The 14,610-nt window shown below is 71.3% G+C and carries 10 protein-coding genes; 5 read left to right on the forward strand and 5 right to left on the reverse strand.

Annotated features, from left to right (window positions below; genetic code table 11):
• Positions 1–285: 285 nt before the first annotated feature.
• Together MKK84_RS23110 and MKK84_RS23115 are read right to left on the reverse strand one after the other, a co-directional pair.
• A complete protein-coding gene (locus tag MKK84_RS23110) occupies positions 286–2,640 on the reverse strand; it encodes an ATP-dependent helicase (RefSeq protein WP_243924101.1) in 2,355 nt (784 codons plus the stop codon).
• A gap of 299 nt (positions 2,641–2,939) precedes the next feature.
• Positions 2,940–3,137, reverse strand: a complete 198-nt coding sequence (locus MKK84_RS23115; RefSeq protein WP_243924102.1) for a hypothetical protein — start codon at positions 3,135–3,137, stop codon at positions 2,940–2,942.
• A 392-nt stretch (positions 3,138–3,529) separates the two neighbouring features.
• Here MKK84_RS23115 and MKK84_RS23120 point away from each other — a divergent pair, with 392 nt between their 5' ends.
• Entirely contained in the window at positions 3,530–6,973 is a 3,444-nt protein-coding gene (locus tag MKK84_RS23120) for an AsmA protein (protein ID WP_243924103.1), read from the forward strand.
• Positions 6,974–6,983: 10 nt separating this feature from the next.
• On the opposite strand, the gene MKK84_RS23125 is transcribed toward MKK84_RS23120, so the two are convergent.
• Positions 6,984–9,131: a S9 family peptidase gene (locus MKK84_RS23125; RefSeq protein WP_243924104.1), complete on the reverse strand. Its 2,148-nt coding sequence runs from the start codon at positions 9,129–9,131 to the stop codon at positions 6,984–6,986.
• A 229-nt stretch (positions 9,132–9,360) separates the two neighbouring features.
• On the opposite strand from MKK84_RS23125, the gene MKK84_RS23130 reads away from it, so the two are divergent.
• Positions 9,361–9,582, forward strand: coding sequence for a hypothetical protein (locus MKK84_RS23130; RefSeq protein WP_243924105.1), 222 nt, complete (start codon positions 9,361–9,363; stop codon positions 9,580–9,582).
• Between the two features lie 95 nt (positions 9,583–9,677).
• Positions 9,678–10,532 (forward strand): DUF6456 domain-containing protein, encoded by an 855-nt coding sequence (locus tag MKK84_RS23135; protein WP_243924106.1) that lies wholly within the window; start codon positions 9,678–9,680, stop codon positions 10,530–10,532.
• Positions 10,533–10,703: 171 nt separating this feature from the next.
• Here MKK84_RS23135 and MKK84_RS23140 read toward each other — a convergent pair whose 3' ends face one another.
• Both MKK84_RS23140 and MKK84_RS23145 read right to left on the reverse strand, forming a co-directional pair.
• Positions 10,704–11,132: a SufE family protein gene (locus tag MKK84_RS23140; protein WP_243924107.1), complete on the reverse strand. Its 429-nt coding sequence runs from the start codon at positions 11,130–11,132 to the stop codon at positions 10,704–10,706.
• A gap of 96 nt (positions 11,133–11,228) precedes the next feature.
• On the reverse strand, positions 11,229–12,323 hold the full coding sequence (locus MKK84_RS23145) for a sensor histidine kinase (protein ID WP_243924109.1): 1,095 nt from the start codon (positions 12,321–12,323) through the stop codon (positions 11,229–11,231).
• 357 nt (positions 12,324–12,680) lie between these two features.
• On the opposite strand from MKK84_RS23145, the gene MKK84_RS23150 reads away from it, so the two are divergent.
• Together MKK84_RS23150 and MKK84_RS23155 are read left to right on the forward strand one after the other, a co-directional pair.
• Positions 12,681–13,331, forward strand: coding sequence for a helix-turn-helix domain-containing protein (locus tag MKK84_RS23150; protein WP_243924112.1), 651 nt, complete (start codon positions 12,681–12,683; stop codon positions 13,329–13,331).
• On the forward strand, positions 13,297–14,604 hold the full coding sequence (locus tag MKK84_RS23155) for a DNA-packaging protein (RefSeq protein WP_409566535.1): 1,308 nt from the start codon (positions 13,297–13,299) through the stop codon (positions 14,602–14,604). The genes MKK84_RS23150 and MKK84_RS23155 overlap by 35 nt, the downstream gene beginning before the upstream one ends.
• Positions 14,605–14,610 lie beyond the last annotated feature (6 nt).

A 14,610-nucleotide genomic window follows, 5' to 3' on the forward strand; every position in this document is an offset into this window, starting at 1 on the left:
TGTGGAGAGCGTCACGACATGCCGCGCGCGGCCGAATACGTGATGCAACTGTCGCACCAGCGTGATCCGTGCTCCACGATTGCGCGCAGGGTGTGACCAGGGGGTGACGGTAGACTCGGCCGCCGCGAAAAAGTCGTGAGGCTGGCACGGATGCATCAGGCTCGGAATTGGGGAGACGCGAACACGCGACATCCGGCACGATCACGATACCTCCCCGCCCGCGGGGGGCGAAGCCGGCCGACCCTGCCGCCCTGAAACGTCCGGGCTTGGTCGGCGGGACCTGCCTCACCCGGCCTGGATGAAGCTGTCGAGGACCATCTTCCGGCCGGCCTTATCGAAGTCAACGGTCAGCTTATTGCCATCCACGCCGGCGATCGTTCCCGGGCCGAACTTGGTGTGGAAGACCCGCTGGCCCCCCTCGAACGCGGACGGCGTACCGGTCGATTTGGCGATCAGCTCGCCCTCGATCTGACGCGGGCCGCCGGATCGCCCACCCGGTGCCGAGCCGAAGCCGCGGCCGCCCTGGGGCGCCGTGTTGGCCTGCGCCCGCTGCCAGCCCGGCGTGCCGTAGCTCGATCCGAATGGCGTCGGGTTGCGGTCGAACCGCGAGGCGCCGGCGGAGAAATGAGCCGGCGCCTCGACCACGTCGACCGCGGATTCCGGCAATTCGTCGATGAACCGGGACGGGATGGTCGAGGACCAGAGGCTGTGGATCCGCCGGTTGACCGCGAAGGACAGCTTCGCTCGCTTGCGGGCTCGGGTCAGCCCGACATGGGCGAGCCGCCGCTCCTCCTCCAGGCCCGCCCGCCCGCTCTCGTCCAGCGCCCGCTGGCTCGGGAACAAGCCGTCCTCCCAGCCTGGGAGGAACACGGTGTCGAATTCCAGGCCCTTGGCGGCGTGGAGCGTCATCAGCGAGACGCGGTCGGCGCCCTCGGTCTCGGAGGCTTCCATCACCAGGGAGACGTGCTCCAGGAACGCCGCCATGTCGGGGAATTCCTCCATTGAGCGGACGAATTCCTTCAGGTTCTCCAGGCGGCCTGCGGCGTCGGCCGAGCGGTCCTTCTGCCACATCTCGGTGTAGCCGGATTCCTCCAGGATGGTCTGCGCGACCTCGCTGTGCGGCTGCGACTCCACGAGCCGCGCCCAGCGGGAAAAGCTCTCGGTGAGCGCCCGCACGGTCGAGCGGACCCGGGGCTTCAACTCGTCGGTCTCGCACAGGCGCTCGGCGGCGATTCGCAGGGGCAGGCGGTTGGCCCGGCCGTAGGTGTGGAGCTGCTGGAGCGTGGCGTCGCCGAGGCCGCGCTTCGGGGTGTTGACGATCCGCTCGAAGGCGAGGTCGTCGCTGACATTCACGGTGGCGCGTAGATACGCCAGCGCGTCGCGGATCTCGGCCCGCTCGTAGAAGCGGGGGCCGCCGATCACCCGGTAGGGCAGGCCCAGCTGGACGAACCGATCCTCGATTTCGCGCATCTGCGCGGAGATCCGCACCAGCACGGCGATCTCCGACAGGGCGTGCTGCTTGGCCTGGAGGGATTCGATCGCTTCGGCGAGCATCCGCGCCTCCTCTTCCGAATCCCAGGCGCCCGTCACGGTGACGCGCTCGCCCGGCTCGTCGTCGGTGCGCAGGGTCTTGCCGAGGCGGCTCTCGTTCTTGGCGATCAGCCCGGAGGCGGCGGCCAGGATGTGGCCGGTGGAGCGGTAGTTGCGCTCCAGTCGCACCACCACGGCGCCGGGGAAATCGTGCTCGAAGCGCAGGATGTTGTCGACCTCGGCGCCGCGCCAGCCGTAGATCGACTGGTCGTCGTCACCCACGCAGGCGATGTTTTTCCGGTTTTGCGCCAGCAATCTCAGCCACAGGTACTGGGCGACGTTGGTGTCCTGATACTCGTCGACCAGGATGTAGCGGAACCTGTCCTGGTAGTTGGCCAGAACGTCGGGATTTTCCCGCCAGAGCTTGAGGCACAGCAGCAAGAGATCGCCGAAATCGACGGCGTTCAGCGTCGCGAGCCGGGCCTGATAGGCGGTGTAGAGGGTGCCACCCTTGCCGAACGCGAAGGCCGAGGCTTCGCCGGGCGGCACCTGCTCGGGGGAGAGGCCGCGGTTCTTCCAGCCGTCGATGGCGTGTGACAGGGCCCGGGCGGGCCAGCGCTTCTCGTCGACGTTCTGGTCAGCGATCACCTGCTTCATCAGCCGGAGCTGGTCGTCGGTGCCCAGGATGGTGAAATCGGATTTGAGCCCGACCATTTCGGCGTGGCGCCGCAGGATCTTGGTGCCGATGGCGTGGAAGGTGCCGAGCCAGGGCATGCCCTCGCCGGCGGGGCCGATCAGCGCACCGATCCGGTGCTTCATTTCCCGGGCGGCCTTGTTGGTGAAGGTCACCGCCAGGATGTCGAATGGGCGCGCCCGGTTGGTGGAGATCAGGTGGGCGATGCGGGTGGTCAGCACCCGTGTCTTGCCGGTGCCGGCGCCGGCCAGCACGAGGATGGGGCCCTCCGTGGTCTCGACGGCGCGCCGCTGCTCGGGGTTGAGGCCTTCGAGATACGAGGCGGCGTCGCGACGGAGCGCGCCCATGGCGCGGGCGGCGATGGAGGAGGACGGAGCGCCGTCCCCGGCGGGCTGCGCATGCGGGTGGTTCTGCATCCTGCTTCCCTGGACCAAATCGCGAACGGCGTCGAGGTGGTTCGGGTGGGGATGCGACCGGAGGGTGTGGGGCGGGGTGGTGGATCTTGCCCGTCGGCTGCGGCGTCGCTGTACAATCCGAGCGCTGCGCCGAGCCCGGTCCGCGAGTGCTCGAACAGCTACCGGCAGGGCACCCGAGACGAGACTTGCGTCCCGCGCGGCGAGGGACGTGGCGAAGTCCCGATCGGCCCCGCTGGCAAAGGGCTCCGGATCCCACCCCCGCCCAACCTTGGGCGGAAGCCGGACCCGGAAACCGCTACTTACTTGTGGTTCTCGGCGCTCTTGCCGTGAGCCTTGGTCGAATGCTCCTTGGCCTTGTCCGCGTGGCCGTGCGCTTCCGTCGAGTGCTTGTGGCCTGCCGCGTGGTCGCCCTTGCCGTGATGCTCGGCGGCTGCGCGATGCGACTTGGCGGCCTTCTCGTGGTGCTCGGCAGCCTCGGTATGAGCCTTCTGGGGCATGATGTTTTCCTGTGCTGACGTGCCTGTTTGGCGGGCCTCAAACATCCTGGCGGCGATCCCGTTGCGCACCTCGCGGCAAGTTGACAATTTTTGCGAATGTACCATCAAGCATACTAGATTTTTAGACCGGACCTAAGTGCCTTCTGCCGTATGATTATACATTTCGAGACTGGAATTTCGATCAAGATCGGTGGGTAAATCATACCGTCTCTTTTCCGGCCATGAACGATCCGTTCCTGCGGATAGTCAGGCCGCGACAGGGCGACATGGTCCTGACCGCGTAGATCCCGCGCTGGCGCCCCCGGCCCCTTATCGTGCTAAGGCCGGTGCGATTTGCCCGCGGGGGCACGCGGGGGGCGGTCCCGCGCGGACACGAGTGCGGAACGGGAACGGTGCGTGATCTTCTGACCGCGCTGGCGGGCGCCGTCATCCTGGTTCTCGTGGCGGCGCTGGCCGTCCCGCCTTTCGTGGATTGGCAGGCCCACCGCGCCCTGGTCGACCGGGCGATCGCCCAATCGCTCGGCGTCCCGGCCCGGACCGACGGGCGGATCGAGGTCCGGCTCCTGCCCTCGCCGCGGCTGCGCGTGGATCGCCTGCATATCGGGACCGACCCGGAGCGCCCGAGCCTCGACGCCCGGTTCGTCAAGGCCGAGATCGCGCTGGCGCCGCTCCTGAAGGGCGAGTTCCGCTTCACCGAAACCCGGGTCGGCCGGGCCGAGATCAGGCTCCCGCTCGCCGGTCCCGACGCCCTGAAGTTGCCGCCCGATCTCGGCGAATCCCTGCGTGGGCGCGATTTCGCGATCGAGGCGCTGCACGTCCAGCAATTCCTCGTCACCACGCAAGTGCCGGCGACCGGCCGGACCGATCAGTTCTACGCCCAGGATCTGACCCTGCAGGCGCCGGCCCTCGTCGGGCCGTGGCGCGTGGAGGGCACGAGCGGCGGCGTGCCGTTCCGGGCGGTCAGCGGCACGCCGGGATCGGACGGGCGGGTCGCGGTGAAGATCTCGGGTGGCGGCGATGCCCATCCGCGATTCGAGGCGGACGCGCGGTTCGGCCTCGCCCCCCAGGAGAGCGGCGGCGCTGTCCAGGTGGAGTCCGAGGGCACCGCCCGCCTTGTGGTCGGCCCGCCCACCCAGGTCGCGGGCGCCTATCTGCCGTTCTCGCTGAGCGGGGCGTTCAAGGCCCGGGGCGCGCTGGTGCGGTTCGAGGGGGTGGATCTCGCGATCGATCCCGGCGGGCGCACCCTGCGGCTCGGCGGCACCGGCCGGCTCGACCTGCGCCAATGGCGCGCCGGCCTGAGCCTGGAGGCCCGCCGCCTCGACCTCGACGCCTTCCTGACCTCGACCGAGGGCCAGAACCTGATCGCCCGCGGCCTGCCCAATTGGGGCGGTGCGCTTCCGGCGATGCTCGACCTCGACCTTTCGGTGGGCAGCGCCGTGCTCGGGGGCGACGAATTGTCGAACCTCGTGCTGACCGGCACCGTGGAGCGCGCCGGCGGCCTGCTGCTGCGCCGCCTCTCGGTCACCGGCCCGGCGGACTCGACTCTGAGCGTGAGCGGGCAGGTCGAGACGGCGCCGTTCCGCCTGACCGGCCCGGTGGCGCTCGTCGCGCCCGATTCGGAGGCGCTGGGCCGCTATCTGCGCCGCCTCGGCGTGGAGGGGCCGCTGACCGCGCTGCTCGACGGACGCCGGATCGAGGCCGCGGCCGATCTGTCCGCGGATCCCGCGAGCCTGTCCCTGCGCAACCTGCGCGTCGCGCTCGGCCCCGCCCGGATCACCGGGAACGCCCGCTACACGGCCGCTGAGGCCGGGGTCCGGGGCCGGTTCGATGCGCAGATCCGGGCGAACGGCATCGACATCGCGGCCCTGCCGCCCCTCGGGACGACGCTCGGGACCCTGCGCGACCTCGATCTCGCCCTGACCCTGGAGGCCCGGGACGTTCGCTTCGGGACCATCGGATCCGGCAACGGCACCATCGCGGCCAGCATCCAGACGGATGGCGCCAGCGTCGTGGTCGACAGTCTCGCGGTGACCGATCTCGCGGGGGCGAGCGCCACGCTGTCCGGCCGGATCGGCGCGGACGGGACCGGGCGCGTCTCGGGCCGCCTGAAGGCCCCGGTGGCGGCGCCGCTGCTCGGCCTGCTTGAACGGGTCTGGGTCGGCGAGCTGCGCCTGCTGCCGCCCTTCCTGAAGGACGCGCCCCTCGACCTCGCCGTCACCCTCGACCGCGAGGGCACCGCCGGGGCGCTGCGCACGCAGGCGAAGGGCAGCGCGGGCGGCGGTACCCTCGATCTGACGCTGGCGAGCCGCGGGGCACGGATCGAGGGCGGCACCGCCGCCTTGAGCACCGCCCGGGCCGGCACATGGTTCGGGCGGGCGGACATCCCGGGCCTCCAGCGACCGGCCGAGCTGCGCTTGAGCGCCGAGCGGCCGGAGGAGTCCGCCCTCGCGATCACGGCCGACGGGACGGTGGCGGGGTTACGGATCGCGACGGCCCGGCCGATCCTCTTCGGCGCGGACGCGCTGCCGACCGGGGGCGCGCTCCGGGTTGAAACGGCCGATCTCGCGCCCTTCCTGACGCTGGCCGGCGCCGCGAGCCTGCAGCCCGGCGCGTGGCCTGCCGACCTGACCGTCACGCTGTCTCAGGAGGCGGGCGCCAGCGCCGCGGCGCTGACCGGGCAGATCGCAGGATCCGCTGTCGACGGGACGCTGCTGCACGCGCCCGGCGGCATCCTGCGCGGTCGCCTCACCCTCGACCGGTTGTCGCTGCCCCAGGTGGCGGCCGCGCTCGTGCTCCCGGTGCAGGAGAACGGACGGTTCGGGTCGCCGGGTCATTTCCCGGCCATCACCCTCGATGCGCGCATCGCCAAGCTCGATCTCGGCCGCGGCCTCGCGGCGACCGACGCCACCGTGGCGCTGGGCCTGTCGGAGGCCAGCCTGACCCTGCGCGACCTGACGGCCAAGCTCGGCGGGGGGCGGATCGCGGGATCGGCCACGATCACCCGAGCGGGCGCCGGCGCGGCGCTCTCGGGTTCCGGCAGCCTGGCGGACGTGGCGATCGCCGGGCTCGGCGGCGGCCCGATCGGCGGCCGCCTGGATGCGGATCTGCGCTTCTCCACCGCCGCCGAGACGCTCCCGGGCCTCGGCGACGGGCTCTCGGGCAGCGGCACGCTGATCCTCAAGGACCTGCGCATCCCGGCGGCCGATCCGGGCGCGCCAGGGCGCGCGCTCGCCCGGGCAGTGGAGATCGATGACCCGCTGCGTGAGGGGCGCCTGCAGGCCCTGGTCGCGGAGGAACTCGGCAAGGCGGCGGCCCAGGCCAGCGGTCCCGCACGCGCCGCCGCCACGATCGTGGGCGGGATCCTGCGGGCCGGCCAGTACGACATCGATTTCGGGTCCGCCCGCTGGGCCGGCACGATCGGCTACGACCTGCGCAACGCCCGCCTCGACGCCCGCGGGACGTTGACCGGCGGTCCGGTGCCCCGGGGCTGGAGCACCGGACCGTCGACGATCCAGCTCGGCCTCGCGGGACCGCTTTCGGCCCCCGACCAGGTGCTCGATGTCGGCGCCCTGTCGAACGGGCTCGCCGCCTTCGTGCTCCAGCGCGAGCTGGAGACGATCGAGCTGACGGAGGCCGATCAGGTGGAGCGGCAGCGCCGCCGCGCCCGGATCGAGATGGACAAGGCCCGCGCGGCGGCCCTCAAGGCGGCTGCCGATAAGGCCGCGGCGGAGAAAGCTGCCGCGGAGAAAGCCGCCGCCGAGGAGGCGGCGCGCCGGGCGCGGAGCCTCGGTGAGGGGATCGCCCAGCCGCCCGCACCCGCGGAGGCTCAGCCCTGACCGGCGGGTCTCAAGCCTTCCCCACCGCCATCAGCGCGAACGCATGGATCAACGCCACCTCCTCCAGCCGGTCGAACCGTCCGGCGGCGCCCCCGTGGCCGGCCTCCATGTTGATCCGCAGGAGCACCGGGCCGCCCCCCGTCATGGTGGCGCGTAGCCGCGCCACCCATTTGGCCGGCTCCCAGTAGGTCACCCGCGGATCGGTGAGGCCGCCGAGTGCCAGGATCGCCGGGTAATCCTGCGCGGCGACGTTGTCGTACGGCGAGTACGAAAGGATCGTCTGGAAGGCGGTCTCGCTCTCGGCCGGATTGCCCCATTCGGGCCATTCGGGCGGGGTCAGCGGCAGTTCGGCGTCGAGCATCGTGTTGAGCACGTCGACGAAGGGCACATCGGCCACGATGCCGGCGAACAGCTCGGGCGCCATGTTGGCCACCGCCCCCATCAGCATGCCGCCCGCCGATCCGCCGTGGGCGACGATGCGTTTCTCGGCGGTGTAGCGGGCCGCGATCAGCGCCCGCGCGCAGGCGATGAAGTCCGTGAACGTGTTGGGCTTCTTCTCGCGCTTGCCATCGAGATACCAGCGCCAGCCCTTCTCGGTGCCGCCGCGGATATGCGCGATGGCGTAGACGAAGCCGCGATCGACGAGGCTCAGCAGGCTGGTCCGGAACGCCGCCGGCATCGGCGTGCCGTAGGAGCCGTAGCCGTAGAGCAGCAGCGGCGCGCTGCCGTCGAGGACCAGATCCCGCCGGTGCAGCAGCGAGATCGGCACCTGCTCGCCGTCCGGCGCGGTGGCGAACAGCCGCCGCGTCACGTAGGCCGCCGGGTCGTGCCCGCTCGGCACCGCCTGCCGCTTGCGCAGGGTGCGTGCCTTGGACCGGCACCCGTAGTCCCAGGTCTCCGATGGGGTCGTCATCGACGAGTAGACGAAACGGATCGTCTCCGTGTCGAAGGCGAGGCCGGCGCGCAGGCCGAGGGAATAGGCCTCCTCATCGAAGGCGACCGTGTGCTCGGCATCGTCGGCGAGGTCACGGATCACGATCCGCGGCCGCGCATTCTCGATTTCCAGCCGGATCAGGTGATCCGCGAGCAGGTGCAGGTGGCGGATCATCACCCCCGGCCGATGCGGCACGAGGTCGGTCCAGTTGGCCCGGCCCGGATCGTCGAGCGGCGCGGTGACGATCTTGAAATCCTCGGCGCCGTCCGCGTTGGTGCGGATGAACAGCCGGTCGCCCCGGTGCTCCACCCCGTAGATCAGGAGCGGCTCACGCGGATGCACGAGGCGCAACGATGCCTCCGCCGCCTGCCGGTCGAGCAGCCGGACCTCGGAGGTCTCGTGGTCGCTCGCGGTCACGTCGAGGAAGGCGCCGGACTGGGTCTTGCCGATATGGACGAAATAGCCGGCATCCGGCTCGGTGTAGATCGTCTCGTCCGCGCTCTGCGCCGTGCCGAGGCGGTGGCGCAGGACCTTGGCGGGGCGGTGGTTGGCGTCGAGCGCCACGTACCAGAAGCTGTATCCGTCCGCGGCCCAGACCGCCTCGCCGGAGGTCGCCTCGACCCGGTCGTCGAGGTCGAGACCGGTCGCGATGTCGCGGACCCGGATCGTGTAGAGTTCCGATCCCTTGGTGTCGGCGCTCCAGGCGAGGCGCGCGTGGTCGTCGGAATGGACGGCTGCGGCAATCTCGAAGAACGGAAGGCCCGCGCCCTCCTGGTCGCCGTCGATCAGGATCGTCTCGTCCGGGTCCGGTCCGGCTTCGGGCACGTCGGGCGAGGTCGTCGGCCGTCGGCAGATCAACGGGTGCTGCCCGCCCTCCCGGTGGCGCGTGTAGTAGGCGAACGGCCCGTCCGGATCCGGGACGCCGCTCTCGTCCTCTTGGATCCGTCCGCGCATCTCGGCGACAAGCTGCCTGCGGAGATCCACGGTCCCGGCAAGCGCCGATTCCGCGAAGGCGTTCTCGGCCTTCAGGTAGGCGGCGATGTCCTCGGGCAGCGCGGCGGGGTCCTTGAGGACCGTCTGCCAGTTCTCGGCCTTGAGCCACGCATAGGGATCCGTGATCTCCTGCCCGTGCACGCTGAACCGCCGGGGCCGCGCCTCGGCGATGGGGTGGGCAATCGGCATCCCGGTCTGGTGCGCCGGGAAGCCTCGGCCGATCTCCGTCATCGTGTCTCCCATTGGATCCCGTCGCCTGGAATCCCGTCGCCTGCGGGCCAGGGCATGTGTCGCGCTGGCGCGCGGGATGCAAGGCGGTCCGGTGCAGGGCTGGTCCCAGGCCGCCGCGTCCTGAGCGGGGCGCGGCAGTCGCGTGGAGCCGGTTCCGGACTCAGGCGTTGGGACGCTGGCCGCGGCGCATCCGCGCGGGTGGTCGCCGGTCCGAATCGAAGGTGCCGACATGGCTGAAGCCCCCGATCCGAAGCCCGATCACCCCAAGCCGGACTTGGAGCAGGTGAACGACATTCTCGCGGAATGGGCCGCGCGCTCGGCGACCAGCAGCGCGGCGCTGATCGATCGACTCGAGGCGATGGGCTACGACGTGCGGGACAAGTCGGAAGACGAGATCGCCGATATCCTGCATCGGCCGCCGACCCGCCAGGCCCGGCGAGATCCAAACTGATCGCTGGGGATATAGGCAAAAAAGCCTTGAATTTCTCGAATTTCCTGAGAGGCTGAGCGCGCAGGCTGTTGCGTTGATCCTCAAAGGAACAAAACATGAACAGAAGCACCGGGCAAGATCCCCGCGGCGTCGACCCGTCGAAACGACGCGCGAAGCGAGCGACCGATCTGCCTCGCGAGGCCGCCCGTCTGCTGGCGCGGCTCGGCGAGCCAGGCGCCTATGCCCGGCCCGATCCGCTCGCCGAGGATTCACTGATCGTCCGGCGCGGGGGCGATGGCATCTCGGTGGGAAGCGGGCGCTTTGCGGCCGCCTCCGGCCGGGCCCTCGCGGCGGCCGATCTAGCGGACTGGGATGCCGCTGGCACGCGGTTGACGATCAGCACGGCCGGTCGGTCGCGCCTGCGCCGACAGGCAGCGGGGGGCGAGGCCGCCTTCGCGGCGCAGCACCGCGACTTGGTCGTGGAGCAGGAGGACCGGACGGCAGAGCCCGTTCTGCGCAACGCTGCCGAGAACCCGCTCGCCTGGATGGTGCGCCGCCGAGGCCGGGACGGCGTCCCGCTGATCGACGCCGCCTGCTTCGAAGCCGGCGAGCGGCTGCGGCGGGACATGACCGCCGCCGCGCTGCTGCCCCGGATGGGCGGCGAGTTCGGGGCCACGCGGGTCGATGGCGGCGGCCCGCGCGACCCGGCCTCGGCGGCCGACCACGTGGTCGCGGCCCGGCAGCGGGTGCGTGGCGCCCTCGACGCGGTCGGAAGCGACCTGTCCGGCCTGCTGATCGATCTCTGCGGCTTCCTGAAGGGGCTGGAGCGGATCGAGGTCGAGCGGCGCTGGCCGGCCCGCTCCGCCAAGGTCGTGGCCCGCATCGCCCTCGGTCGGCTCGCCGAGCATTACGGCCTGGAGCGGGAGGCGACCGGGCCGGAGCGGGCACGGCTGCGCCTGTGGCGGGGGTGAGGGCGGGCGGCCCCCCTGGGGCTGCGATGGTTGCACATCGCAGGCCGATCCGCTCTCCCCTCCCCACAAGGGGGAGGGAAAAGCGTTCAATTCTCAAACCCGTGGTGTCGGGCAGAGACGTGCGAATCCGCTAGGCGGGGGAGTGGAGGTTACGCCCGGCGTCCGAAAACCTCACCCCTGCGCGGCGAGCTGGGTTGCGTCCCGGTGGATCCGTTCGGCCATCGCCCGCACGCCGTTGGAGCGCTTCGACGTCACGTGGGAGCCGAAGCGGAGCTGCCGGAACAGATCCAGCCCGTCGGTCTCGGCAGCCTCGCGCGGGGTCTTGCCGGTGTAGAGCGCCACCATCAGCGCGACGAAGCCGCGGACGATGAACGAATCGCTGAACCCCTGCAGCCTGAGATGCCGCTCCGCGCCCGAGCCCTCGGCGGCCGTGTCGATCCAGACCTGGCTCTCGCAGCCATGGACCCGGTTGGCCTCGTTGCGCAGGGATTCGGGCATCGGCGGCAGGGCGCGGCCGAGCTCGATCAAATATTCGAGCCGCATATCGTCGTCTTCGACGATTTCGAAATTCTCGATGATGGTGTCGATCGGGGGCAGCATGCTCGTCCGGATCCGGAAAGGGGCCGTGCCGCTATAGGCCGGTCCGGCGGCCGTGGCGACGGGGCCGGGCGACGCGGCAGGTCGTTACGCCGCGCGTCATTGCGCGGTGGCGGTCGGCGGCAGGGTCAGCCTCAGGGGATCGGCCGGGCTGGCATCCCCGGACACGGCAATCTCGGCCTGCGCCGCATAAGCCGCGATGAGCCGGGGCCCGAGCTTCGGCACGTTGGGCCGGCCGGAGGCCGCCATCTCGCTGACGCCGGAGACGATCGAGACGCAGAGCGGCTGGCCTGCGGCGGCGTCCAGGCCGATGCTGATCGCGCAGGCGACGTGCTCGGCCGTGGCGTCCAGGCACTCGGCCACGATTTCGGCCACGATCATGCCGAGCGCGTTGGCGGTGCGGGGCTCCACGAGGCCGTTGCCCGCGCCCTCGACCTGAACGCTGATGCGCCCGGCCCGCCGGAGCTGGCCCAGGCCGGAAGCCAGGCGGTGCAGGTAGTCCCGGAGGTCGATGGAGGCGATGTGCGGCGCCTCGTGCAGGTGCTGCTGCACCAGGGCGATTGCCCGGACCCGCTGTCCCAGCGCCTCGAAGCTGCCGCGGCAGGCATCCGGCGCCGCCCGCCCATACAGGCCGATCAGGCTGACCATCACCTGAAGGTTGTTGCGGACACGGTGGTAGACTTCGGCGAGCAGCGTCTCCTTCTCGGCGAGCGCGTGCTCGATATGCTCCTCGGCATGCTTGCGGTCGGTAATGTCGAAGCAGGAGCCGAGATAGCCCTCGAACCGCCCGTCCTCGACCAGCGGGCGGGCCGTGTCGAGCAACCAGCGATAGACGCCGTCGTGACGCCGCAGACGGAATTCCACCGTGAACGGCGCCCGCGATTCGAACGCGTCCGCGACGATACCGGCGTGACGCTCGAAATCCTCGGGGTGCAGGCCCTCGCGCCAGCCGAGGCCCAGTTCCGCCGCGAGCGGGCGCCCGGTGAACGCCAGCCAGCACTCGTTGTGGTGGATCGCGTGGCCGTGCGCATCCGAGCGCCACATCATCAGCGGAACGACGTCGGCGAAGCGCTTGAAGCTGTCGCTCAGGGCCGCCGCCTCGGCGGTCCCCGGGGTCGGCACCGTTCCGGAATCCTCCGCAGGACCATCGCCCTTCGGCTCAGCCGTTCCGGACCCTGGGGGCTGTCCGACCATTCTCGATCCGATTCGCTGTAGCGCGTGTGTGAGGAGTCAAGTGTGAGTGGATAGCGCCGGTCAACGTGCCGACAGGGGCGCCGTTCCGGTCTTCAGCCGCCTTTGGAGTGCTCATGCACAGGGAGCGGGATGATCGACCCGCCGGCAACGTACCACGGCGCATGGAGCGAAGGCGGCCCGTGCCGGGGGGCGGGCGTGCGGCGGCACCGTTTCCATCGAGCGGGTCATGCCTGGGCAGCCGAAGCGTTGCAGCAGCGCGGCTCTCAAAATATGCCCATGATAGGAATTTGAGCTTGACACCGGCCCGCTGCTGGGCTATCACCAAGGCACGGTCGAAAAGTGTGCGGAGAGGCGGCGATGCAGGTAGGCGCTGCGCACCCCGCGGAACGGCGCATCGCGGTGCTGCAGCTCCTGCGCGAGACCGAGCTGACGATCCCCGAGATCGCCGCCCGCACCGGGATACACCCGAGTACGATCAAGACCTGGAACGCCCGGGCCGGCTGGCCGCGGCCGCCACACTGGCGCTCCGTGGTCGCGAAATGGCCCGAGCCGCGGCGCCTTGCGGTCGCCCGGCTCCTGAGCCAACCGGGCAACGATCCTTCCGACGTCGCGGCGGCCCTGGGCTTCGGGCAAAACGCGATGGCATGGCTGAGCGCGGCGATCCAGCTGACGCCGCTGGTACGGCCGACACGCCGCGGCGCGCCACGCGATCCGGCGTCGGTGATCGATCCCGCGACCCTGCGTGCCCATCTGCGCGGCCACATCGCCCGGCAGATCGCCGCCCTCGACGCGGCGTTGAGCGGGGAGGGGGCGGCTTTCGCCGAATCCGCCCGGGTCCTGCGCGACCTCGGTGGTCTGAAGCGGCTGCTCGACGAGGTCGATGCCGAGGGCGCCCACGGCGCGACGGGGGAGGGCGGCGATGACAATCTCGAACGCGACCTGCCCGGGCTCCGCGCGGAGATCGCGCGACGCTATGATGGCTTTGTCGGCGGCGGGGCGCCTGCCTGATTTTCTTGCCACACTGCCATCCGAACTGATCCGGGCGCTCGACGCCGATTGGCTGCACCGGGCACGCGCCGATCAGCTGCCGCCGGCCGATACCGGTCTCTGGACGACCTGGGCTGTGATCGGCGGCCGCGGCAGCGGCAAGACCCGCACGGGGGCCGAGTGGGTCGATGCCCTGGCGCGGGGCGATCCGGCCTTCACGCCCGAGCCGGTCGGGCGCATCGCGCTGGTGGGGGAGACGCATCTCGACGTGCGCGAGGTGATGATCGAGGGCCCGTCGGGAATCCTCGGCCTGCCCCGGCACGGCCGGACCCGGCCGGTCTGGTCGCCGAGCCGGCGGCGCCTGGAATGGGCGAACGGCGCCGTCGCCCAGGCGTTCTCGGCCGAGGAGCCGGACGCCCTGCGCGGCCCCCAATTCGGGGCCGCATGGTGCGACGAGGCCGCCAAGTGGCGCCGGCCGGACGCCGCCTTCGACATGCTGCAATTCGGCCTGCGCCTCGGCGCCCGGCCGCGCAACCTCGTCACCACCACGCCGCGGCCGGTGCCGCTGATCCGGCGCCTGCTCGACGACCCGCGCACCGTGGTCAGCCGGGCCCGGACCCGCGACAACGCCGAGCACCTCGCGCCGGATTTCCTCGAGCGCGTGGTCGGCCGCTACGCCGGCACACGCCTCGGCCGCCAGGAACTCGATGGCGAGTTGATCGAGGACCGGGACGACGCCCTGTGGGACCGCGCCGGCCTCGAAGCTGGCCGGGTCGCTGCCGCGCCGGATCTCGGGCGGATCGTCGTGGCGGTCGATCCGCCCGCGAGTTCGGGGGCCCGTTCGGATGCCTGCGGGATCGTGGCGGCGGGCCGCGCGAATGGGCAGGCCTACGTGCTGGCCGATGCGAGCCTGCCCCGCGCCACGCCGCAGGCCTGGGCCGGGGCGGCGCTGGCCCTCTACCACCGGTTCGCCGCGGACGCCCTCGTGGTCGAGGTCAACCAGGGCGGCGAGATGGCGGCTTCCGTGCTGGCGCAGTGCGATCCCGCCGTGCCGGTCACCCGGGTCCACGCCACGCGGGGTAAGTACCTGCGGGCCGAGCCGGTCTCGCTGCTCTATGCCCGCGGCCTCGTCCACCATGTCGGGGCGTTTCCGGCGCTGGAGGACGAACTGTGCGATTTCGGGCCGGACGGCCTGTCCGGCGGGGGCTCGCCCGACCGGCTCGACGCCCTGGTCTGGGCGCTGACGCATCTGATGCTGGAGGTGCGGGCGGAACCCCGCATCCGGCGGCTCTAGATGTCA

The sequence above is a fragment of the Methylobacterium sp. E-065 genome, from assembly GCF_022829605.1.
Classification (GTDB): Bacteria; Pseudomonadota; Alphaproteobacteria; order Rhizobiales; family Beijerinckiaceae; genus Methylobacterium.